The organism is Lelliottia sp. AC1 (assembly GCF_023278595.1).
Lineage (GTDB): Bacteria > Pseudomonadota > Gammaproteobacteria > Enterobacterales > Enterobacteriaceae > Enterobacter > Enterobacter nimipressuralis.
In genome coordinates, this window is sequence record NZ_CP025699.1 from 3,739,313 (window position 1) to 3,761,736 (window position 22,424).

Annotated in this window: 22 protein-coding genes and 1 tRNA gene; 15 read left to right on the forward strand and 8 right to left on the reverse strand. The window is 56.9% G+C overall.

Annotation, left to right across the window (positions count from 1 at the left end; translation table 11 throughout):
* Window positions 1–19: 19 nt before the first annotated feature.
* Window positions 20–2,878 carry a bifunctional [glutamate--ammonia ligase]-adenylyl-L-tyrosine phosphorylase/[glutamate--ammonia-ligase] adenylyltransferase gene (gene glnE / locus C0560_RS17685; RefSeq protein ID WP_248859196.1) on the reverse strand — a complete coding sequence of 953 codons (2,859 nt, stop codon included), beginning with the start codon at window positions 2,876–2,878 and terminating at the stop codon, window positions 20–22.
* Window positions 2,879–2,895: 17 nt separating this feature from the next.
* Window positions 2,896–4,197, reverse strand: a complete 1,302-nt coding sequence (locus tag C0560_RS17690; protein ID WP_248859197.1) for an inorganic triphosphatase — start codon at window positions 4,195–4,197, stop codon at window positions 2,896–2,898.
* A 229-nt stretch (window positions 4,198–4,426) separates the two neighbouring features.
* Here C0560_RS17690 and C0560_RS17695 point away from each other — a divergent pair, with 229 nt between their 5' ends.
* Window positions 4,427–5,047, forward strand: a complete 621-nt coding sequence (locus tag C0560_RS17695; RefSeq protein ID WP_100780817.1) for a TIGR04211 family SH3 domain-containing protein — start codon at window positions 4,427–4,429, stop codon at window positions 5,045–5,047.
* Window positions 5,048–5,108: 61 nt separating this feature from the next.
* Window positions 5,109–6,350 (forward strand): multifunctional CCA addition/repair protein, encoded by a 1,242-nt coding sequence (locus C0560_RS17700; RefSeq protein ID WP_107702818.1) that lies wholly within the window; start codon window positions 5,109–5,111, stop codon window positions 6,348–6,350.
* Window positions 6,351–6,364: 14 nt separating this feature from the next.
* On the opposite strand, the gene bacA is transcribed toward C0560_RS17700, so the two are convergent.
* Together bacA and folB are read right to left on the reverse strand one after the other, a co-directional pair.
* Window positions 6,365–7,186 (reverse strand): undecaprenyl-diphosphate phosphatase, encoded by an 822-nt coding sequence (gene bacA / locus C0560_RS17705; RefSeq protein WP_100778883.1) that lies wholly within the window; start codon window positions 7,184–7,186, stop codon window positions 6,365–6,367.
* Window positions 7,187–7,291: 105 nt separating this feature from the next.
* The gene (gene folB / locus C0560_RS17710; RefSeq protein ID WP_102104794.1) at window positions 7,292–7,660 is read right to left on the reverse strand and encodes a bifunctional dihydroneopterin aldolase/7,8-dihydroneopterin epimerase; all 369 of its coding nucleotides are present in this window, start codon (window positions 7,658–7,660) and stop codon (window positions 7,292–7,294) included.
* A gap of 107 nt (window positions 7,661–7,767) precedes the next feature.
* Between folB and plsY the strand changes: the two genes are divergently transcribed.
* The 8 genes from plsY to ureG all read left to right on the forward strand — a co-directional run bounded on the left by plsY (window position 7,768) and on the right by ureG (window position 13,470).
* A complete protein-coding gene (plsY, locus tag C0560_RS17715; RefSeq protein ID WP_100778881.1) occupies window positions 7,768–8,382 on the forward strand; it encodes a glycerol-3-phosphate 1-O-acyltransferase PlsY in 615 nt (204 codons plus the stop codon).
* A gap of 137 nt (window positions 8,383–8,519) precedes the next feature.
* On the forward strand, window positions 8,520–9,347 hold the full coding sequence (locus C0560_RS17720; protein WP_123428402.1) for an urease accessory protein UreD: 828 nt from the start codon (window positions 8,520–8,522) through the stop codon (window positions 9,345–9,347).
* Window positions 9,348–9,356: 9 nt separating this feature from the next.
* A complete protein-coding gene (locus C0560_RS17725) occupies window positions 9,357–9,659 on the forward strand; it encodes an urease subunit gamma (protein WP_039031754.1) in 303 nt (100 codons plus the stop codon).
* A gap of 10 nt (window positions 9,660–9,669) precedes the next feature.
* Window positions 9,670–9,990 carry an urease subunit beta gene (locus tag C0560_RS17730; protein ID WP_123428400.1) on the forward strand — a complete coding sequence of 107 codons (321 nt, stop codon included), beginning with the start codon at window positions 9,670–9,672 and terminating at the stop codon, window positions 9,988–9,990.
* Window positions 9,983–11,686, forward strand: coding sequence for an urease subunit alpha (gene ureC, locus C0560_RS17735; protein ID WP_100778878.1), 1,704 nt, complete (start codon window positions 9,983–9,985; stop codon window positions 11,684–11,686). The genes C0560_RS17730 and ureC overlap by 8 nt, the downstream gene beginning before the upstream one ends.
* A gap of 9 nt (window positions 11,687–11,695) precedes the next feature.
* Window positions 11,696–12,154: an urease accessory protein UreE gene (gene ureE / locus C0560_RS17740; protein ID WP_100778877.1), complete on the forward strand. Its 459-nt coding sequence runs from the start codon at window positions 11,696–11,698 to the stop codon at window positions 12,152–12,154.
* Between the two features lie 14 nt (window positions 12,155–12,168).
* Window positions 12,169–12,843, forward strand: coding sequence for an urease accessory protein UreF (locus C0560_RS17745; protein WP_107702816.1), 675 nt, complete (start codon window positions 12,169–12,171; stop codon window positions 12,841–12,843).
* A gap of 9 nt (window positions 12,844–12,852) precedes the next feature.
* Window positions 12,853–13,470 (forward strand): urease accessory protein UreG, encoded by a 618-nt coding sequence (ureG, locus tag C0560_RS17750; RefSeq protein ID WP_102104800.1) that lies wholly within the window; start codon window positions 12,853–12,855, stop codon window positions 13,468–13,470.
* Between the two features lie 74 nt (window positions 13,471–13,544).
* Here the strand turns inward: ureG and tsaD are convergent, their stop codons facing one another.
* Window positions 13,545–14,558 carry a tRNA (adenosine(37)-N6)-threonylcarbamoyltransferase complex transferase subunit TsaD gene (tsaD, locus tag C0560_RS17755; protein ID WP_248859198.1) on the reverse strand — a complete coding sequence of 338 codons (1,014 nt, stop codon included), beginning with the start codon at window positions 14,556–14,558 and terminating at the stop codon, window positions 13,545–13,547.
* A gap of 227 nt (window positions 14,559–14,785) precedes the next feature.
* Between tsaD and rpsU the strand changes: the two genes are divergently transcribed.
* From rpsU to rpoD, 3 genes are all read left to right on the forward strand, one after another.
* Window positions 14,786–15,001 carry a 30S ribosomal protein S21 gene (rpsU, locus tag C0560_RS17760; RefSeq protein WP_001144069.1) on the forward strand — a complete coding sequence of 72 codons (216 nt, stop codon included), beginning with the start codon at window positions 14,786–14,788 and terminating at the stop codon, window positions 14,999–15,001.
* Between the two features lie 237 nt (window positions 15,002–15,238).
* Window positions 15,239–16,984, forward strand: coding sequence for a DNA primase (dnaG, locus tag C0560_RS17765; protein WP_100778873.1), 1,746 nt, complete (start codon window positions 15,239–15,241; stop codon window positions 16,982–16,984).
* Window positions 16,985–17,190: 206 nt separating this feature from the next.
* Window positions 17,191–19,038, forward strand: coding sequence for an RNA polymerase sigma factor RpoD (rpoD, locus tag C0560_RS17770; protein ID WP_100778872.1), 1,848 nt, complete (start codon window positions 17,191–17,193; stop codon window positions 19,036–19,038).
* A gap of 77 nt (window positions 19,039–19,115) precedes the next feature.
* On the opposite strand, the gene mug is transcribed toward rpoD, so the two are convergent.
* Window positions 19,116–19,622 (reverse strand): G/U mismatch-specific DNA glycosylase, encoded by a 507-nt coding sequence (gene mug / locus C0560_RS17775; protein ID WP_100778871.1) that lies wholly within the window; start codon window positions 19,620–19,622, stop codon window positions 19,116–19,118.
* A 125-nt stretch (window positions 19,623–19,747) separates the two neighbouring features.
* Here mug and C0560_RS17780 point away from each other — a divergent pair.
* Window positions 19,748–19,823: transfer RNA gene (locus C0560_RS17780), tRNA-Ile, on the forward strand.
* A gap of 72 nt (window positions 19,824–19,895) precedes the next feature.
* Here C0560_RS17780 and C0560_RS17785 read toward each other — a convergent pair.
* A complete protein-coding gene (locus tag C0560_RS17785) occupies window positions 19,896–20,219 on the reverse strand; it encodes a DUF1889 family protein (RefSeq protein WP_123428316.1) in 324 nt (107 codons plus the stop codon).
* A gap of 269 nt (window positions 20,220–20,488) precedes the next feature.
* Here C0560_RS17785 and C0560_RS17790 point away from each other — a divergent pair, with 269 nt between their 5' ends.
* Window positions 20,489–21,658 (forward strand): DNA repair protein, encoded by a 1,170-nt coding sequence (locus tag C0560_RS17790; protein WP_248859199.1) that lies wholly within the window; start codon window positions 20,489–20,491, stop codon window positions 21,656–21,658.
* Here the strand turns inward: C0560_RS17790 and C0560_RS17795 are convergent, their stop codons facing one another.
* Window positions 21,659–22,423, reverse strand: a complete 765-nt coding sequence (locus C0560_RS17795) for a siderophore-interacting protein (protein WP_248859200.1) — start codon at window positions 22,421–22,423, stop codon at window positions 21,659–21,661.
* Between the last annotated feature and the right edge of the window lies 1 nt (window position 22,424).

Below are 22,424 nucleotides of genomic sequence, written 5' to 3' on the forward strand. Positions count from 1 at the left end.
CAATTTGCGCGCGATAATATCACACTTGTTTTGTTACGCACGGTTCCACCAGCCACTTCTGCCAGCTGGTTCGAACGCGTTCTCGCTCAATGCTGAAACATTCCGCCGCCACATGGCCCGGCTGCTCCTGTAACGCCAGATGATGCAATTCATCGCGAAGCGTGGTGTAGGCGTGGGTTAACGCCTGCGCCTCTTGCTCATCCATAATGTCGTTTTGCGCCAGCAGTTCCAGAATGCGCACGTTATCAGACCAGCGCGTCAGCTTCGGCTTGTCGTGCGCATGACGAAGCACCAGATACTGCGTAATAAACTCGATATCGGTGATCCCCCCCTCATCGGCTTTGATATCAAAGCGATCGCGATGCTTGTTACCGAGATGGGCGCGCATCTTCTCACGCATCTCTCGTACTTCGGTTTGCAGGGTTTCGCCCTCACGCGTTGCGGTAAGCACTTCACGGCGAATGGCGTCGAACTGCGTTTTCAGCTGCGGATCGCCATAAACCACGCGGGCACGCACCAGCGCCTGATGTTCCCACGTCCAGGCTTCGTTTTGCTGATAATCCGCAAACGACTCGGTAGACGTGACCAGCATCCCCGCCGCCCCGGACGGGCGCAGGCGCGCGTCCACTTCGTACAAAATACCGGAGGAGGTGCGGGTGCTGAAGAGGTGCATAATGCGCTGCGCCAGACGCAGGTAGAACTGACGCCCGTCGATTTCGCGATCGCCATCGGTCATGACATCTACCGGGCAATCGTGCAGGAAAATCAGATCCAGATCGGAGCTGTAGCCCAGCTCCCAGCCGCCGAGTTTGCCGTAGCCGACCACGGCAAAACCCCGTCCTTCGCGATCCGCCAGATGTTTTGGCTGACCGTAGCGCACCACCATTTGGCTCCAGGCCTGCTGGACTACCGCGTCGATGATCGCTTCCGCCAGCCAGGTTAAATGGTCGCTGACTTTCATCACCGGCAGGGTGCCCGCGATATCGGCCGCCGCCACGCGCAGCATCTGGGCCTGTTTAAACTGACGCAGCGCTTCGAGCTGTTGCTCTTCGTCCTCTTCCGGCACGCGCAGCAGATACTGACGCAGTTCGTCGCGATACGCATCCATCGCTGTCGGTTGATAGAGGGTGTTAGGATCAAGCAGCTCATCCAGCAGCAGCGGATAGCGCGCCAGTTTGCTCGCCACCATCGGCGACGCGGCGCAGAGTGAAATTAAGTGTTTGAGCGCACCGGGGAATTCACTCAGCAGCTCAAGATAGGTCGTGCGGGTGATGATGCCGGTGAGCAGCGGCGTCAGGCGCGACAACGGAATCGGCGCATCCGCCCGCGAGCAGACGTTGCTCAGCAGGTGCGGCATCAGGTGGTCGAGCACCTGTCGCCCGCGCGGGCCGATGGCGCGCTTGTTCATCTCCATGCGGAAATCGGCGATCAGCGCCACCACGCGATGACGGTCGTCGTCGCTCAAATGCGCCAGTACCGGCGTGGTGTCATCTTCCTGCAGCGCATCCTGCCACAGCTCGCGCCAGTGTTCGGACAGCGAATCGTCCGGCGATTCGCTCTCGTCATCGCCAATCAAATCGTTAAAGATGCGTCGAACGCCCGCCATATGGGCGTCCAGCGTCTCCGTCAGCCCCTGCCAGTCGTCAACGCGCATGCCCCAGGCCAGCCGCGCGCGGTTCAGATCGTCGCCCGGCAGCGTCTGGGTCTGTTCGTCATTGATGCTTTGCAGCAGGTTTTCGAGGCGACGCAGATAGAGATAGGCATCGTGCAGAGTCTGCGCGTCACCCTCCGGCAGCAGATGCAGCTGTTCGATGGCCTTCAGCGTCGGCAGCAGCGAGCGGGACTGCAGGGACGGCTCACGCCCACCGCGAATCAGCTGGAACACCTGCACGATAAATTCGATTTCCCGGATACCGCCCGCGCCGAGCTTGATGTTGTCTTTCAGACCCCGGCGGCGCACCTCGCGGGCAATCATCCCTTTCATATTACGCAGAGACTGAATGACGCTGAAATCGATATAGCGGCGGAACACGAACGGGCGCAGCATGGCGCGCAATTCGCTGGCGTAGATGTCGTCTTTGTCGCCCATGATCCGTGCTTTGACCATCGCGTAGCGCTCCCAGTCGCGCCCCTGCTCCTGGTAATAATCTTCCAGCGCGGCAAAGCTCAGCACCAGCGGGCCGCTATCACCGAACGGGCGCAGGCGCATATCCACGCGATAGACGAAACCGTCCTGGGTTGGCTGATCCAGAGCTTTGATCAGCCGCTGGCCGAGACGGGTGAAGAACTGCGCGTTATCCAGTTCGCGGCGGCCCCCACGGGTCGCGCCCTTTTCCGGCCAGGCGAAGATCAGGTCGATATCCGACGAGAAATTCAGCTCACCGCCGCCCAGTTTCCCCATGCCTAAAATCATCAGCGGCTGCGGCGTGCCCTCTTCACTGCACGGCGTGCCCCACTCTTTACAACAGGCGTCGTAGAGCCAGTCGCGCGCGGCGACAATCAGCGTTTCCGCCAGACAGCTCAGCTGCTGCAGAGTGCTCTCTTCGCTCACCAGCGCCAGCGACTGCGCCCAGGCGATACGCACCATCACGCGACGGCGGAACTGGCGTAAAACGCGTATCAGCGTCGGCTCGTCTGCCACCTCTACCAGCGCGTCGCTCAGCCACTGAGCGTAGTGCTGCCATTCGTCGGCCTGCGGTGGTGCCGCTTCCAGTTCAGCCAGCCAGTCTGGATTCGCGGTGATGCTCTCCTGCACAAAATCACTAAAAGTAAGCACTTGCTGCGCCTGCTCACTCAGTGAGGCGGCGGGTAATGACTCCGGCAGACGCGCACAAACCGTCTGCCAGTGCTGCTGAAGCTGTGAAGAAAGCGGCATCATGGGGTTCCTTGCCTGAGTTAACGTTTTCCGCTGTGCAGCCAGAACGGCTCTTGCGAAATAGCCTCGTTACGGAAATGTTCAATTTCAATACGCTGGCGCGTCTCAATGGCATGGCGAAGCCCCTGCCAGTTCTCCAGCCACGCCTGCGCTTTCGGCCCATCGTAACTTCCCGACAGCAGCAGAACGCTGTCGATATCACGGTTCAGACGTACCAGCTGATCGCTGTACTGATCGCCCAGCGGGCGGTCAAAAATGGTTTTCAGCTCGGAGTTGCTGCGGGACAAATGGGTATCCGCAAAACGCTTAAACGACTCGGCGATTTTCTTCTGGGTTTTATCATCCAGAAAACGCTGCCAGCCGCGCGTCACCAGGAATTCCGTTAACGCCAGTTTGGCAGCCGCGGTTTGCGGGCTGTAGACCGCCGTTTCGGCAGAAACATCAGTGGCCATCAGCGTTTCGGTCTGGGTCAGGAAATCACGTAAGTGAGTGCTCGCTTTACGCGGTACGACGCCGCCAAATAGCGTCAGGGTGCTGCGCACCAGGCCCATCGCCGCAATCACATGTTTTTTCGCGTCGCTCACGCCGCGTATCCACAGCTCCTCGTGATACTGCCACTGGCTCAGGGCCAGCTCCAGCGAGGCTTCCAGACCCTGCTCAACGCTGGATTTAGGTGGCACGTGCAGGATGGTGGTGGCTTTCACCTGACGCGGCGCATTTCCCGCCGCCAGATGGTAGCCGCGCGCGGCCTTGCTCAGGCTGCCCTGACGCAGACCCGACTGGCCCACCAGCTTACGTGCCAGTTTGAGCACGTCGTCAGCGCTGCCTTCCAGCAGTTCAAGCTCCAGCTCGCAAATCGGTTCCTGGAACTCACCCGCTTTCACTTCGCCCCGATCGAGGGCAATTTCGATGCGGCTTTTGCCTTCGTTCACCAGCCATTTTTCACGCCAGAAATCGGTGCTGAACAGCGGCTGAACCTGCGCTGACAGCCCGTCCGGCAGTTCACCGTTCGGCCAGACTTCCGCCGGAAGACGATTCAGCTCAAGTTCTGGCTTTTCAATGTCGATATTGTATTCAGGACGCTGATGCAAACCACCTACCACACGCCCGGCAATTTTCATCGTCATTTCATAGCGCCCGTTCGCACCACGGATGCGCAGCCCCATATCGTGACGACGCAGCCAGTTATCCGCCGTTTCGTAATAGATATTGAGGAGTTGCACCGGCTCGTGGTGCTCGCTGGTCAGCTGATTCAGATGGTTACGCAGCGCATCAACGCTGCCCGTTTCGACGATAAATTTTAATTCGATCTCTTGTGCCATAGCCCTGTACTTTCGGTTGCGTCACAGCCGCGTCAATGAAGGCGAACTTCCTCGCCATTTGTTTGTCAGTACATAGTATTTTGCGCCAAATTGCCACGCAATGAGCAATTTGAGGGGTGTAAAAGTCTGAAGCCGTGACACAGATGATTCCGATTGCTGACGAATGCTTTGCGTGGAGACACTGTTGCCACTACTATCGTTCCACTTTTTATGAAAATAACGACTAATGATGCTTAAATTACGCCTGATTGGACTGACTTTACTTGCTTTCAGCGCCGCGACTGCGGTCCACGCTGAAGAGAAACGTTATGTTTCCGACGAATTGAACACCTGGGTACGTAGCGGCCCTGGAGATAATTATCGCCTCGTGGGTACGGTGAATGCCGGCGAGGAAGTGGTTCTGTTACAAACAAATCAGGACAGTAATTACGGTCAGGTGCGCGACAGTACCGGCCGTACTTCATGGATCCCGCTGAAAGAGCTGAGCACCGTGCCGAGCCTGCGCACCCGCGTGCCGGATCTGGAAAATCAGGTGAAAACCCTGACCGATAAGCTGACTAATATCGATACCACCTGGAACCAGCGCACGGCTGAAATGCAGCAGAAAGTGGCCCAGAGTGACAGCGTGATCAACGGCCTGAAAGAAGAGAACCAGAAGCTTAAAAACGAGCTGATTGTGGCGCAGAAAAAAGTGAGCGCCGCCAATCTGCAGCTCGATGACAAACAGCGCACCATCATCATGCAGTGGTTTATGTATGGCGGCGGCGTGCTGGGCGTAGGTCTGGTACTCGGTCTGGTTCTGCCACATCTGATCCCAAGCCGTAAGCGTAAAGATCGCTGGATGAACTAATTCGTCTTATTCACCATACTTACGTATTATCAGGTGAAAAGAGAATTGGGGAGTTTACGGCGTGAAGATTTATCTGGTCGGTGGTGCGGTTCGTGATGCGTTGTTAGGTCTGCCGGTCAAAGATAAAGACTGGGTCGTGGTGGGCGCCACGCCAGAAGAGATGCTTAACGCGGGCTACCAGCAGGTAGGCCGCGATTTTCCTGTGTTTCTTCACCCTAAAAGCCGCGAAGAGTACGCCCTGGCGCGCACGGAGCGCAAAGCCGGTTTTGGTTACACCGGTTTTACCTGCTATGCCGCGCCGGACGTTACGCTCGAGCAGGATCTGCTGCGCCGCGATCTGACGATTAACGCCCTGGCGCAGGACGACGACGGTCATATCGTCGACGCCTACGGCGGCCAGAACGATCTGCACAACCGAATTTTACGCCACGTCTCCCCGGCCTTCTCTGAAGATCCGCTGCGCGTCCTGCGCGTGGCGCGCTTCGCTGCCCGTTATGCCCATCTGAGCTTCCGTATTGCCGACGAAACCATGGCCTTAATGACCGCCATGACCGACGCGGGCGAGCTGGAACATCTCACGCCGGAACGCGTCTGGAAAGAGACGGAGAACGCCCTTACTACCCGCAATCCGCAGGTCTTTTTCCAGGTGCTCCGCGACTGCGGCGCGCTGAAGGTGCTGTTCCCGGAAATCGACGCCCTGTTTGGCGTCCCGGCTCCGGCGAAGTGGCATCCGGAAATCGATACCGGCGTTCATACCCTGATGACGTTAAGCATGGCGGCGATGCTCAGCCCGGACGTGGATGTGCGTTTCGCGACGCTCTGTCACGATCTGGGCAAAGGATTAACGCCGAAAGCGCTCTGGCCGCGCCATCACGGGCACGGCCCGGCGGGCGTCAAACTGGTAGACAATATTTGCCAGCGCCTGCGCGTGCCCAATGAGATCCGCGATCTGGCGAAGCTGGTCGCTGAATTCCACGACCTGATCCACACCTTCCCGATCCTCAAACCGGCCACCATCGTGAAGCTGTTCGACAGCATTGACGCGTGGCGAAAACCGCAGCGCGTGGAGCAGATCGCCCTGACCAGCGAAGCAGACGTACGTGGGCGCACCGGCTTTGAAGCCTGCGACTATCCGCAAGGACGTTTGCTGCGCGAAGCGTGGGAGATCGCCAGAGCGGTGCCGACGAAAGACGTGGTTGAAGCCGGATTTAAAGGCCCGGCAATCCGCGACGAGTTAACGAAACGGCGGATTCAGGCGGTAACGGACTGGAAGGAAACGCGTTGCCCTCAGCCAAAAGACTGAGGGCAGTGAGTGGCTTAGAAGAAGACCACGTAAACGGCCGCTGCGACGATAAAGCGGTAGATCGCAAACGGGATGAACGAGATACGTTTGATGATCTGCAGGAAGGTTTTGATCGCCACCAGCGCGACCAGGAACGCGGTCACAAAGCCCACGGCGAACATCGGAATGTCACCCACCGTCAGGAAGTGGAAGCTCTTATAGAGATCCAGCGCGGTGGCACCCATCATCATTGGCACCGCCAGCAGGAATGAGAACTCGGACGCCGCATAGCGGCTCACCCCCATCAGCATCCCGCCGGAAATGGTCGCCCCTGAACGGGAAAAGCCCGGCCAGAGCGCCAGACACTGGAAGCAGCCGATGATAAACGCCTGGCGGTAGGTCATATCGTCCAGACCCGGCGCTTTCGGCTCTTTGGGTTTCAGCAGTTCCGCCGCTATCAGCAGCACGCCGCCGACCACCAGCGCATACATCACGTTAATCGGGTTAAACAGCGATTTGATCGTGTCGTGGAAAACCAGCCCCAGCACCACCGCCGGAACCATCCCAAGCAGGATGTGAATCAGCGTCAGACGCCCTTTCCCTTCGCCTTCGTGCTGCGGCGGGCGGCCAAAGTGAATGCCGATAAGACCGAACAGGCGACGCCAGAACATCACCACCACGGCCAGAATGGAACCCAGTTGAATGACCACTTCAAACGTTTTTGCCGTTTCGCCTTCAAAGCCGAGCAAATGACCGACAATGATCATGTGTCCGGTACTGGAAACGGGCAAAAACTCCGTCAATCCTTCGACCACACCCAGTATTGCCGCCACCAGCAGCGAGTGTACATCGCTCATCTATTAACCCTTCTAAAAATGTAAAAAACGGCGAACCTCAATGGACGCCGTGAAAGAGACAGCTTTAAGACCGGTATAACCGAAAATGGTTTAGCGATTATGACGTTAAATCTTTGCTTTAAGATTTTTGCCACGCTCAATGATCACGCCGACGTTCGCCGCGCGCGCCACGGCCCCCGGTTTGCTGAGTTTAATGCGCACCCACGGCGAATTAAAACGGCTTAACAGCAGTTCGGCCACCTCTTCCGCCACGCGCTCCACCAGCGCAAAACGTTGCCCTTCGACATGCTTCACCACCGTTTCGCTAATATCCGCATAGCTCAGGCAGTCTTTAACATCATCACTTTTTGCGGCCAGGCGGTTATCCCAGCCCATTTCGATATCGAACACCAGCTTCTGCTCGATGGTCTGTTCCCAGTCGTAAACACCAATTGTGGTGATTACCGAAAGTTGCTCTATAAATACAATATCCATCACGACCTGCCTGCTTTTTGGCTAAACCGGATACCACTTCCGGCGAATTATGCGTATTATCCACAGATGCAGAGAATACAGATACATTTTCAAAACGGAACAGCGTTATGAGTGCAATCGCGCCTGGAATGATCTTCCTCGCTTACCTTTGCGGCTCAATCTCCAGCGCCATTCTGGTCTGCCGCATCGCCGGATTGCCTGACCCTCGCGTCAGCGGTTCCGGGAATCCAGGGGCGACCAATGTATTACGAATTGGCGGCAAGGGAGCAGCCGTAGCGGTATTGATCTTTGATGTTCTGAAAGGGATGTTACCCGTCTGGGGCGCCTATGCGCTGGGCGTCACGCCGTTCTGGCTGGGGCTTATCGCCATCGCTGCCTGTCTGGGCCACATCTGGCCGATATTCTTTGGTTTTAAAGGCGGCAAAGGCGTCGCCACTGCGTTTGGCGCAATCGCCCCCATCGGCTGGGATTTGACCGGCGTGATGGCTGGCACCTGGCTGCTGAGCGTATTGTTGAGCGGCTACTCGTCGCTGGGCGCAATTGTCAGTGCGCTGATCGCCCCGTTCTATGTCTGGTGGTTTAAACCCCAGTTCACCTTCCCGGTCTCCATGCTCTCCTGCCTGATTCTCCTGCGTCATCACGACAACATTCAGCGTCTGTGGCGCCGTCAGGAAACAAAAATCTGGACCCGATTTAAGAGAAAGAAAAAAGATCCGCAGTAGTTCGGACAACGAGAATTCCAGAAACCGGCTCAGAAATGAGCCGGTTTTTTTTCATCTATCCATAAGCGACTCATATGACAGGGTTCATTTCTGCCAGGGCATACTGAAGCAGAAAATAGCGAGCGGATGGATGCAGCATGTTAGCAACCCAGGTGACTGATAACGCGTATAAAGGCTGGCAGGCGTCGCTTGCGTTGCAGTTTCGCCACACCCCTCAAAAAACCGTCCTGCACTCGGCGCGACACATCGGCCCCCTTACCGTTCAACGTCCGTTTTATCCCGAAGACGAAACCTGCCATCTCTATCTGTTGCACCCGCCCGGTGGCATTGTCGGCGGCGATTCGCTCGATATTTCAGTCCAGCTGGCAGCGAACAGCCATGCGCTGATCACCATGCCGGGTGCCAGCAAGTTTTACCGTAGCAGCGGCGCACAGGCGCATCTTAATCAGCATTTTTATGTTGAGGAGCAGGCAACGCTTGAGTGGCTGCCGCAGGACACGATTTTTTTCCCCGGCGCTGACGCCCGGCTTCGTTCGGTGTTCCATCTGCATCACTCCAGTACCCTGCTGGCGTGGGAGCTGCTGTGCCTGGGCCGTCCGGTGATCGGTGAAACCTTCAGCCATGGCACCCTGGAAAGTCGGCTGGAGGTGTGGCTCGACGATGAACCGTTGCTCGTGGAACGTCAGCACCTGCGCGACGGCGATCTCACGCCGGTGGCGACTCATCCGTGGACAGGCACCCTGCTCTGTTATCCGGCAAACGAAGCTTTGCTGGACGGCGTGCGCGAACGGCTGGCAGCCCTTGGGAATTTTGCCGGAGCAACGCTCACCGATGGCCTGCTGTCGGTGCGTTTTCTCTCTCACGACAACCTGATTTGCCAGCAGGCGATGCGCGACATCTGGCAATACCTGCGACCGCAGGTTACCGCTAAAGCGCCTCACGCCCCCCGAATCTGGCAGACCTAAGAGAATCCTATGGAACTGACTCCCAGAGAAAAAGACAAGCTGTTGCTGTTCACCGCCGCGCTGGTCGCGGAGCGCCGCCTCGCACGTGGCGTCAAACTTAATTACCCGGAATCGGTCGCGCTGATCAGCGCCTTCATTATGGAAGGGGCGCGCGACGGGCAAACCGTGGCGGAGCTAATGGAAGCGGGTCGCCATGTGCTGACGCGCGCGCAGGTCATGGAGGGCGTGCCGGAGATGATCCCGGATATTCAGGTGGAAGCCACCTTCCCGGACGGCTCTAAGCTCGTCACCGTTCACAACCCGATCCTGTGAGGGGAAACCGATGATCCCAGGCGAATATCAGATTAAACCCGGCCAGATCGCCCTTAACGTGGGGCGCAAAACCCAGCGCACGATCGTCGAAAATCACGGCGATCGACCGATTCAGGTGGGATCGCATTACCACTTTTACGAAGTGAATCCGGCGTTGAAATTCGATCGCGAATTCACAAAAGGCTATCGCCTTAACATTCCGGCGGGCACTGCGGTGCGCTTCGAACCGGGGCAAAAGCGCGAAGTGACGCTGGTACAGGTCGCAGGGGGGCAGCGCATTTTCGGTTTTCGCGGGGAAGTGATGGGCGAACTGGAGGACCACAATGGCTGAGATTTCGCGTCAGGCGTATGCCGATATGTTTGGCCCTACCACGGGCGATAAAGTGCGGCTGGCCGACACCGAACTGTGGATTGAGGTGGAAAACGATCTCACGATTTACGGCGAAGAGGTGAAATTTGGTGGCGGAAAAGTGATCCGCGACGGCATGGGCCAGGGGCAGATGACGGCGCAGGCGTGCGTGGATCTGGTGCTGACTAACGCGCTGATCGTCGATCACTGGGGGATCGTGAAGGCGGATATCGGCATCAAAGATGGCCGAATCTTCGCCATCGGCAAAGCCGGGAACCCGGATATCCAGCCCGGCGTGACGATCCCGATTGGCGCGGCGACAGAAGTGATCGCCGCCGAAGGTAAGATCGTCACCGCCGGCGGGATCGACACCCACATTCACTGGATCTGTCCGCAGCAGGCGGAAGAGGCGCTGGTCTCCGGCGTCACCACCATGATAGGCGGCGGAACCGGCCCCGCGGCAGGCACCAACGCCACCACCTGCACGCCGGGGCCGTGGTATATCGCGCGAATGTTACAGGCCGCCGATACCCTGCCGGTGAATATCGGCCTGCTGGGCAAAGGCAACGCGTCTAATCACGACGCCCTGCGCGAACAGGTTGCAGCGGGCGCTATCGGGCTGAAAATCCACGAAGACTGGGGCTCGACGCCTGCGGCGATCAACTGCTCGCTGGAGGTTGCCGAAGAGATGGACATTCAGGTGGCGCTGCACAGCGACACGCTGAACGAAGGGGGCTTTGTCGAAGATACGCTGGCGGCGATTGGCGGGCGAACCATTCACACCTTCCATACCGAAGGGGCGGGCGGCGGCCATGCGCCAGATATTATTACCGCCTGCGCGCACCCGAATATTTTGCCCTCCTCCACCAATCCGACGCTGCCGTACACGGTTAACACCATCGACGAGCACCTCGATATGCTGATGGTTTGCCATCACCTCGACCCGGATATCGCCGAGGACGTGGCTTTTGCCGAATCACGTATCCGCCGGGAAACCATAGCCGCCGAAGATGTGTTGCACGATATCGGCGCTTTCTCGCTGACCTCTTCAGACTCCCAGGCGATGGGCCGCGTGGGCGAAGTGATTATCCGGACCTGGCAGGTGGCGCACCGCATGAAAGTGCAGCGCGGGCCGCTGGCGGAAGAGTCCGGGGAGAACGACAACTTCCGCGTCAAACGCTATGTCGCCAAGTACACCATTAACCCGGCACTGACCCATGGGATCGCCCACGAGGTCGGTTCGATTGAAGCGGGAAAACTGGCGGATCTGGTGGTCTGGTCACCCGCGTTTTTTGGCGTTAAACCCGCCACCATCGTTAAAGGCGGAATGATCGCCTGTGCGCCGATGGGGGATATCAACGCATCGATTCCCACGCCGCAACCGGTGCACTATCGCCCGATGTTTGGCTCGCTGGGCGCCGCACGCCACGCCACGCGGCTGACGTTTGTCTCCCAGGCCGCAGCGACCGGCGGTATCCCGCAGCAACTTAACTTACAAAGCGCCATCGCCGTGGTGAAAGGCTGCCGGACGGTGAAAAAGGCCGACATGATCCACAACAGCCTGCAGCCGAATATCACCGTGGATGCGCAAACCTACGAGGTGCGCGTGGACGGTGAACTGATAACCAGCGAACCGGCAGATGTCCTGCCGATGGCGCAACGCTATTTCCTGTTCTGAGGAGAGATGATGATCTACTTAACCCAACGCCTTGATCACCCGCACCCGGTCACCGCAAGCGTCACGCTGCCGATTGATGTGCGGGTGAAAAGCCGCGCCCGCGTGGCGCTGAACGACGGGCGCGAAGCGGGGCTGATGCTGCCACGCGGGCTGCTGCTAAGAGGCGGCGATCTGCTCACCACCGACGACGGTCTGGAAGTGATCGAAGTGATTGCCGCGCCGGAGTCCGTATCGGTAGTGCGCTGCGCCGATCCCTATCTGCTCGCGCGCGCCTGTTATCACCTCGGCAACCGTCACGTTCCGCTGCAAATCATGCCCGGCGAGCTGCGCTACCACCACGATCACGTGCTCGATGACATGTTGCGCCAGTTCGATCTCGACGTGACCTTTGCTCATCTGCCGTTTGAACCGGAAGCCGGGGCCTATGCCAGCGAAACCCACGGTCATGCGCATGCGCATTCCCATTAAGGTGCTATGAAGGAATGGAGCACAACCGCCAGCAGTTACGCCTGATGCAGCTCTCCAGCAGCAGTCTGCCGGTCGGCTCTTTCACCTGGTCCCAGGGGCTGGAGTGGGCGGTGGAAGCGGGCTGGATTTCCACCGCGGCTGAGTTCAGGCAGTGGCAAATTCAGCAGATGGAGCGGAGCTTTTTGTGCGTCGATTTGCCGCTGTTTATCCGTCTGTACCGCGCCTGTGAGCAGCACGACATTGCCGCCGCAAAACGCTGGACGGCGTATTTGCTCGCCTGCCGCGAAACGCGTGAGCTGCGTGAGGAAGAGCGCAATCGCGGCGCGGCCTTTACCCGGCTAATTAAGAGCTGGGAGCCGGATTGCCCGCCCGAGTGGTTACCGCTGTTTTCCAGCAGCCAGCTGTGCGGCATGGCGTGGCTCGGTGTGCGCTGGGACATTGACGTCCAGGCGTTAGCGTTGAGCCTTGGCTACAGCTGGATGGAGAGCGCCGTCATGGCGGGCGTAAAACTGGTGCCGTTCGGACAGCAGGCCGCGCAGCAGTTGATTATCGAATTGAGCGACCATTTTGCTGCAAAGCTCGGTCAGGCGTGGGAGCGCAGCGATGACGAGCTGGGGGCGGCGACGCCGCTCTCGGCCATCGCCTCTGCGCGTCACGAAACACAATATTCACGGTTATTCCGATCCTGAGGATTTTTTATGGCTGAATACAAACATCCCCTGCGCGTGGGCGTGGGTGGCCCGGTCGGGTCGGGTAAAACCGCTCTGCTGGAATCCCTGTGCAAAGCGATGCGCGACACCTACCAGCTCGCCGTTGTGACTAACGATATCTACACCAAAGAGGATCAGCGCATCCTGACGGAAGCCGGAGCGCTGGAGCCGGATCGCATTGTCGGCGTGGAGACTGGTGGCTGCCCGCATACTGCGATCCGTGAAGATGCCTCCATGAATCTCGCCGCCGTTGAGGCCTTGAGCGAGAAGTTTGGCAATCTGGATCTGATTTTTGTTGAAAGCGGCGGCGATAACCTGAGCGCCACCTTTAGCCCGGAGCTGGCGGACCTGACGATCTATGTGATTGACGTTGCCGAAGGGGAAAAGATCCCGCGCAAAGGGGGGCCGGGGATCACTAAATCGGATTTCCTGGTGATCAATAAAACGGATCTGGCGCCGTACGTCGGGGCGTCTCTTGAGGTGATGGAGCGCGACACAAACCGGATGCGCGGTGAACGCCCGTGGACCTTTACCAACCTGAAAGCAGGCGACGGGTTAGCGAAGATTATAGATTTTTTAGAAGTGAAAGGGATGCTGAAGGTTTAAGCGGGATTCGCAGGCATTGCAGGCCGCATATTTGTTGGCCCGGTGAGCGTTGCGCCACCGGGCAAGACAGACACTTACGCCGCAGGCAGCTCCGCCAGCGGCCAGCGTGGGCGCACAGAAACGCTCAAATCCGCCGTCGCGCCTGCTTTCGCACGCACCATGCCCGCGTAAGCGATCATCGCGCCGTTATCGGTGCAAAATTCCGGACGCGCGTAAAACACTTCGCCGTGACGTTTTTGCATCATCTCCGCCAGCTTCGCGCGCAGCGTACGGTTAGCGCTCACGCCCCCCGCCATCACCAGGCGCTTAAAGCCGGTCTGATCCAGCGCGCGTTTGCACTTGATCATCAGGGTATCCACCACTGCATCTTCGAAGGCGCGAGCGATGTCAGCGCGAGTCTGATCGTCATTTTCATTGTTGCGAATGGTATTCGCCGCAAACGTTTTCAGGCCTGAGAAGCTGAAATCCAGCCCAGGGCGATCGGTCATCGGACGCGGGAAAACAAAACGTTTTTCAACGCCCTGAGACGCCAGTTTCGACAACATTGGGCCACCCGGATAATCCAGGCCCAGCAGTTTGGCGGTTTTATCGAAAGCTTCACCGGCGGCATCATCAATGGACTCGCCCAGCAGTTCGTACTCGCCTATACCGGTCACGCTGATCAACTGGGTATGACCGCCGGAGACCAGCAGCGCCACAAACGGAAACTCAGGCGGATTCTCTTCCAGCATCGGTGCCAGAAGGTGCCCTTCCATGTGGTGAACCGCAATCGCCGGAACATCCCACGCAAACGCCAGCGAACGCCCTACGGTGGCACCAACCAGCAGCGCACCGACCAGACCCGGGCCTGCAGTATAGGCAACCGCATCGATATCTTTTGGGGTCAAACCGGACTCTTTCAGCGCCGCCTGAATCAGGGGAACTGTTTTACGCACGTGGTCGCGCGACGCCAGCTCCGGCACCACTCCGCCGTAATCAGCGTGTAATTTCACCTGACTATACAGTTGGTTGGCTAACAGACCTTTTTCGTCGTCGTAAATGGCGATGCCGGTTTCATCGCAGGATGTTTCAATACCCAGTACACGCATGGCTTAATTTACCTCTTTTCTGTACCGCGCAGTGTAGGGCGAATGCGGGTCGATGTATACCCTGAGGGGTGAGTTCGTGTATACTCTTACCCCTTACAAAAGTCCCGTTCAAAAACGGCATTGGTGCTTTACAAAGCAGCATGAGTTGCAGTAAAATTCCGCACCATTTTGAAATAAGCTGGCGCCGATGCCAGCGGCAAACCGAATTTATCAAAGGTGAGAGTTACATGCCGGTAATTAAAGTACGTGAAAACGAGCCGTTCGACGTAGCACTGCGTCGCTTCAAGCGTTCATGCGAGAAAGCAGGTGTTCTGGCGGAAGTTCGTCGTCGTGAGTTCTATGAAAAACCGACTACCGAACGTAAACGCGCTAAAGCTTCTGCTGTGAAACGTCACGCGAAGAAACTGGCTCGCGAAAACGCACGCCGTACTCGTCTGTACTAATCTGTTGAGGGCACACGCCCTCAATGGTCAGACTGAGTTATAGTCGTAAGGCCGTGCTTCCGGAAGGAATGCGCGGCTTATTTTCGTTTATGCGTTAGCAAATACACAAAATCATTCAAGACGCATCACGGCGGCAAGGGAGTGAATCCTCAGCGCTTACATCAGTAAGTGGCAGGGTGAACGAGCGCAGCCAACGCAGAAGCAGCTTGAGGGATAAGGTGTAATTTTACGGGGCCTATGGCTGGACGAATTCCACGCGTATTTATCAATGACCTGCTGGCCAGAACCGACATCGTCGATCTTATCGACGCGCGGGTAAAGCTCAAAAAGCAGGGCAAGAACTACCATGCGTGCTGTCCGTTCCATAACGAAAAAACCCCCTCTTTCACCGTTAACGGTGAAAAACAGTTTTACCACTGCTTTGGCTGTGGCGCGCACGGGAATGCTGTCGATTTCCTGATGAACTACGACAAGCTCGAGTTCGTGGAAACCGTCGAAGAACTGGCGGCGATGCACAACCTTGAAGTGCCTTACGAAGCAGGCAGCGGTCCGAGTCAGATAGAACGCCATCAACGACAAACGCTTTACCAGCTGATGGACGGTCTGAATTCGTTTTACCAACAGTCTCTTAAGCAACATGCAGCTGAACCTGCGCGTCAGTATCTGACACAGCGCGGATTGAGCGACGATGTGATTGCGCGTTTCGCTATTGGTTACGCCCCGCCCGGCTGGGACAACGTATTAAAGCGTTTTGGTGGCAATAGCGAAGATCGTAAATCTCTGATCGATGCCGGCATGCTGGTGACAAACGATCAGGGACGAAGCTATGACCGTTTCCGCGAGCGGGTGATGTTCCCCATTCGCGACAAACGAGGCCGGGTAATTGGTTTTGGTGGACGCGTGCTGGGTGACGGCATGCCGAAATACCTCAACTCCCCGGAAACCGATATTTTCCACAAAGGTCGCCAGCTGTATGGCCTTTATGAAGCCCAGCAGGATAACGCTGAACCCCGGCGTTTACTGGTGGTCGAAGGCTATATGGACGTGGTCGCGCTGGCGCAGTACGACATCAACTACGCGGTTGCGTCGTTGGGAACGTCCACCACCGCCGACCACATTCAGCTCCTGTTCCGGGCGACGAATAACGTCATCTGTTGTTATGACGGTGACCGTGCCGGACGCGATGCCGCCTGGCGTGCGCTGGAAACTGCACTACCTTATATGACCGACGGGCGCCAGCTGCGCTTTATGTTCCTGCCCGACGGTGAAGACCCGGATACGCTGGTGCGTAAAGAGGGCAAAGCGGCGTTTGAAGCGCGGATGGAGCAGGCTCAGCCACTCTCCACGTTTCTGTTCAACAGCCTGATGCCGCAGGTGGATTTGAGCACGCCAGACGGACGCGCCCAGCTGAGCACGCTGGCACTGCCGCTGATTTCTCAGGTTCCGGGCGAAACGCTGCGCATTTACCTGCGCCAGGAGCTCGGCAACAAGCTCGGCATTCTGGATGACAGTCAGCTTGAACGTTTAATGCCTAAACTGGCTGAAAGCGGTGCGGTTCGCCCCGCGCCACAGCTAAAACGCACAACCATGCGTATACTGATAGGGTTACTGGTGCAAAACCCTGAGCTGGCGCCGCAAGTGCCGCCGCTCGCGGGGTTGAACCATGAAAAGCTGCCAGGACTTGGCTTATTTTCAGAACTGGTCAACACGTGTCTGTCGCAACCAGGTCTGACTACCGGCCAACTGTTAGAGCACTATCGCGGCACAAAAGAGGCCGCCACCCTTGAAAAACTGTCGATGTGGGACGATATAGCTGATAAGGACATTGCAGAAAAAACGTTCACCGACTCACTCAACCATATGTTTGATTCGATGCTTGAACTGCGCCAGGAAGAGCTAATTGCTCGCGAGCGTACACATGGCTTAAGCAGCGAAGAGCGCCGGGAACTCTGGATGTTAAATCAGGAACTGGCGAAGAAATAAACTGAACAAAAACCGTTCACGTTGTATCAAAGCAGAGACAACGTGAAGGATGCAGCATTTAACGGCTTAAGTGCCGAATATCGATCGGGAAGCCCCCGGCAGCCGCACTGAGAGGCAGCGGCAAAAATATAAGTACGCCCTCGCTTCAAAGGTTGGCAGCGACACCGCCGACACCAATTAAACGAATTAAGTGTGGATACCGTCTTATGGAGCAAAACCCGCAGTCACAGCTGAAACTTCTTGTCCAACGTGGTAAGGAGCAAGGCTATCTGACCTATGCCGAGGTCAATGACCATCTGCCGGAAGATATCGTCGATTCAGATCAAATCGAAGACATCATCCAAATGATCAACGACATGGGCATTCAGGTGATGGAAGAAGCACCGGATGCCGATGATCTGTTGCTGGCTGAAAACTCCAACAACACCGACGAAGATGCAGAAGAAGCCGCTGCACAGGTGTTGTCCAGCGTTGAGTCTGAAATCGGGCGTACCACTGACCCGGTGCGCATGTACATGCGCGAAATGGGCACCGTTGAACTGTTGACCCGCGAAGGCGAAATCGACATCGCGAAACGCATCGAAGATGGGATCAACCAGGTTCAGTGCTCCGTTGCCGAATACCCTGAAGCGATCACCTATCTGCTTGAGCAGTACGATCGCGTCGAAGCCGAAGAAGCGCGTCTTTCTGACCTGATCACCGGTTTTGTCGATCCGAATGCTGAAGAAGATCTGGCGCCAACCGCGACCCACGTCGGTTCTGAACTGTCTCAGGAAGAGATGGATGATGACGAAGACGAAGAGGAAGAAGACGGCGACGATGACAGCAGCGATGACGACAACAGCATCGATCCTGAGCTGGCACGCGAGAAGTTTGGCGAACTGCGTACCCAGTACGAACTGGCTCGCGACACCATCAAAGCCAAAGGCCGCAGCCATGCCGCCGCTCAGGCCGAGATTCAGAAACTGTCTGAAGTCTTCAAACAGTTCCGCCTGGTGCCGAAACAGTTCGACTACCTGGTGAACAGCATGCGCGTCATGATGGACCGCGTTCGTACTCAGGAACGTATCATCATGAAGCTGTGCGTTGAACAGTGCAAAATGCCGAAAAAGAACTTCATCACTCTGTTCACCGGCAACGAAACCAGCGAAACCTGGTTCAACGCGGCTATCGCGATGAACAAACCCTGGTCTGAAAAACTGCACGACGTGGCTGATGATGTTCAGCGCGGCCTGCAGAAACTGCGTCAAATCGAAGAAGAGACCGGCCTGACTATCGAGCAGGTTAAAGATATCAACCGTCGCATGTCCATCGGCGAAGCGAAAGCCCGTCGTGCGAAGAAAGAGATGGTTGAAGCTAACTTACGTCTGGTTATTTCTATCGCGAAGAAATACACCAACCGTGGTCTGCAGTTCCTGGATCTGATCCAGGAAGGTAACATCGGTCTGATGAAAGCGGTTGATAAGTTTGAATACCGCCGTGGTTACAAGTTCTCCACCTACGCAACCTGGTGGATCCGTCAGGCGATCACCCGCTCTATCGCGGATCAGGCGCGCACCATCCGTATCCCGGTGCATATGATTGAGACGATTAACAAACTCAATCGTATCTCCCGTCAGATGCTGCAAGAGATGGGCCGCGAGCCGACGCCAGAAGAGTTGGCAGAGCGCATGCTGATGCCAGAAGACAAGATCCGTAAAGTGCTGAAAATTGCCAAAGAGCCTATCTCCATGGAAACGCCAATCGGCGACGATGAAGATTCGCATCTGGGTGATTTCATCGAGGATACTACCCTCGAGCTTCCGCTGGACTCTGCGACTACCGAGAGCCTGCGTGCTGCCACTCACGACGTTCTGGCGGGCCTCACCGCGCGTGAAGCGAAAGTCCTGCGTATGCGTTTCGGTATCGATATGAATACCGACCACACGCTGGAAGAAGTGGGTAAACAGTTCGACGTTACCCGCGAACGTATTCGTCAGATCGAAGCGAAGGCCCTGCGCAAACTGCGCCACCCGAGCCGTTCTGAAGTTCTGCGTAGCTTCCTCGACGATTAATCGGCCCTGAAAAGTAAAAAGCTCCCAACCGGGAGCTTTTTTTTCGTCCTTTTTCAGCACAGCAGAACCACAACCCCCTAGCGCCCTCGCACCATCAACGCCTCATCGAGTTCGCGATAGGCTTCGACCAGCTTGTCGAGCGTCGCCCTGTTCAGCCCACTCGGATTTGGTAGTACCCACACCTGCGTCATGCCAATCGTAATCCTCTGTTTGCCCCACTGCGCCCCGCGCTGGCTAAAGGCCTGCTCATACGCCTGCTTGCCAAGGATCGCCAGCGCCGAAGGCTGGTAATCTTCTATTTTCTTCACCAGTTCCCGCCCGCCGCTACGCAGCTCATGCAGATTCACCTCTGTAGCCTGGACTGTCGGGCGCTCCACCAGCATGGTAATCCCGCAGCGGGTATCCAGCAGATGCTGCTCCTCTTCAGGCTTGAGCAGCCGATCGGTGAATCCTGCCTGATGAATGACCTTCCAGAAACGATTTCCCGGATGGGCGAAGTGAAAACCCGTATGGGCGGAAGACTTGCCTGGGTTGATCCCGCAGAACACCACCCGCAGCCCCGGTGCCAGAATATCGTTGATCATCTCACTCCCCGATGAATGTATCTTGTAGTTAGTATAAAGGATTGATAATGCGTTGTTTATAAAAACAGCAGGCAGGAGGGAATGGCTGGATTGCAGCAGGGAGTTACTTTATAATTCACCGCCACGGCCCCTTAGCTCAGTGGTTAGAGCAGGCGACTCATAATCGCTTGGTCGCTGGTTCAAGTCCAGCAGGGGCCACCAAACATAAAGGGCTTACGCCAAAACGTAAGCCCTTAGTTTTTTCAGGATTCATGAATCAGCGGCGTGGATAACTCACACGAGCTCCCGGAGTTGCTCCTGCATATACGCAGAAAAGTATTCAGGGTTCTTGATAACGACATGGTCAGTTGAGTTAATTTTCTCAGCCCATCCGGCGACTTTATTGGTGAAGTCCGGATCCCATCCCTCCTGGCTGCCGCGCGCCATCACATCAGCGGCGCTGGCTGGTGTACCCAACTCTTTCAAATACTTGAATATTCCCTTCGCGGTACTTTCGTCCATCGACTGCGGCACTGACGCGGAAGTGTCCATACCACCAATGAAATCCAATGCTTTCTCAATGACTGTTGGCATACTCTTATCCTTAAAATTAACCATCTGGTAACGACGCTTTACCAGGGCCTGAAATTGATCGGAAATTCAAAGAGATTGTCACGGCACCGGAAACCCTCTCTTACCCTTGAGCGCTCCGGTACATTCATAAAGCATTGCACAATCCACACACCCGAACCATTAACCCCCTCACAAACATCTAAAACTAAAGAAATCCCTCGTCGCGCCGATCATCATCCGTGTGTATTATTTCCTGTAGCTCTTACCACAACTAACCTTAACTCAAATACTTAAGCGCTAAAGCGAAAGGCATCATGAGCACACCGATCAAGCGGCTAGAAATCATAAAAAATGCCATTGAACTGGAAGATGACGACATCATTTACAGTCAGCTGGCACGGCTGAAAAGTGAAGCGTTTGACGATGAGCTACAGGCGATCGTCGCGGCGCTTGAGAATAAGAACTACACGGCAGCGATGGCTGCCATCACTGCCTGGTTGCAGAGTCAGCGCTCACTGACCCAGTGGCGCGACCCGCAGGTGGCTGCCAGCAAACTCGAATTGAGAGCATTAGAAGAGCGTCTGCGCGATCTGATTGACCGCCGCAACGCCCGCGTGCAGCAGCTCGACGAGTTCAACGATCTCTATTTCTCCCGCCTTGGCCCGCTGATGTCACAAATCCTGCAACTGCGCAAAACCCTGGCGGAGCTGAACCTGCGTCGCCAGCAGGCGGAGGCGCGTCGTCGTGAAGAGGATTATCGCCGCTGCCAGCAATATATGGCGCAGGCCGTAGAAGTGCTGGCGACGCTGACTCAGCGCTGGCGCGCCCTGCCCGCCGACTCCGTGCAGGCCGCCGAAGCGCGTAAGCATCTGCAGCAGCAAAGCGATCTGATTGCCAATCTGCTGGCCGAGGCGCAAGAGCTGGAAATGGGCTTAACGCGCGAAGAGGAGCCAGCGCGTCAGGCGCGGGACGAGGCCAACGAAGAGTACGAGAAATACCGCGAGCAGCACCACGATGCTGAAGTGCGTCTGCGCAAAGGCAAAGATCTGTCGGAAGAGGATCAGAACGAGCTGAAACGGCTCTGGCGTCAGGCCAGTAAGCTCTGCCACCCGGATCTGGTGGCGGACGATCTGAAAGAAGAAGCCAACACCATGATGGTGCAGCTCAACCAGGCCAAACAGCGCGGCGATGTGAAAGCCATTCGTTCGCTGGTTGCGCGTCTGCAGCAGGGCTTTGAGCCGCTAATGGCAAGCGACCGCCTGAACGATCTGGAACGTATTCGCAAAAAAATGGCGCAGGTACGCGAGCAAATTGACACATTAGTGAACGAACTGGCAGAGCTGGAAAAAGAAGAGTCCTGGCTGCTGGTCTCCTCGCTGAGCAATATGGAGTCCTATTTTGCCCAGCAGGAGAAAGCGCTGCACGACGTGCGCGCCGCGCTTGAACATCAGGTGAACGCAGCGCAGCTCGACGAAGTGGCCTGATTACTTCGCGTGCCAGTACGCGCTGGCACGCACCAACTGTGGATCAATCGCGTCGGTCTCAAACTGGCGGCCCAGGTTTTTCACCACCTTCCCTTCCCCGGTCAGCCAGATAAAGTAATCCCCCGCAGGCACGTTCAACGTCGCCAGTCGATCCGCCACCGCCTGCTCGCTGTGCCCGACAATCCAGGTGATGTTGAAATCACGCAGATGCGCCAGATAGTCCTTATACGCTTCGTCACCCACGGTCACCACTGCGTGAATCTCCGGGCGAACCGGTAGCTGTGCGATAGCCTCCAGACGGCGACGTAGCGCAGGCATTCCTGACTCATCACACACGTACAGCTGCCAGGCGTAATCTTCGGGCACAACCAGCGATCCGCGCGGACCGCCGATCGTCAGTTTATCGCCCTCTTGCGCCTGCACCGCCCAGTTGCTGGCGACACCGCCATCGTGCACGAAGAAATCGAGCACCAGTTCGTGGCGTGCTTCGTCGTACAGCGGCGTGTAGTCACGCGCCATAGGACGCACACCGTCGCCCCAGTCGATGCCTTCGTCAGTGACTACCGGCGGGACAAAGGTCGCGCCCGGCGCCGGGAAAAAGACTTTAGTGTGGTCGTCAAAACCCTTTGAGCTAAAGCCCTCCAGCGCGTCGCCGCCTAAGACGATACGTTGAAAGCCAGCACTTATACGCTCAACGCGGAGCACGGTCAGCTCGCGAAAGCGCAGTTCATTGCGTACACGTTGTGGGTAGCGGGTCGATGTCATG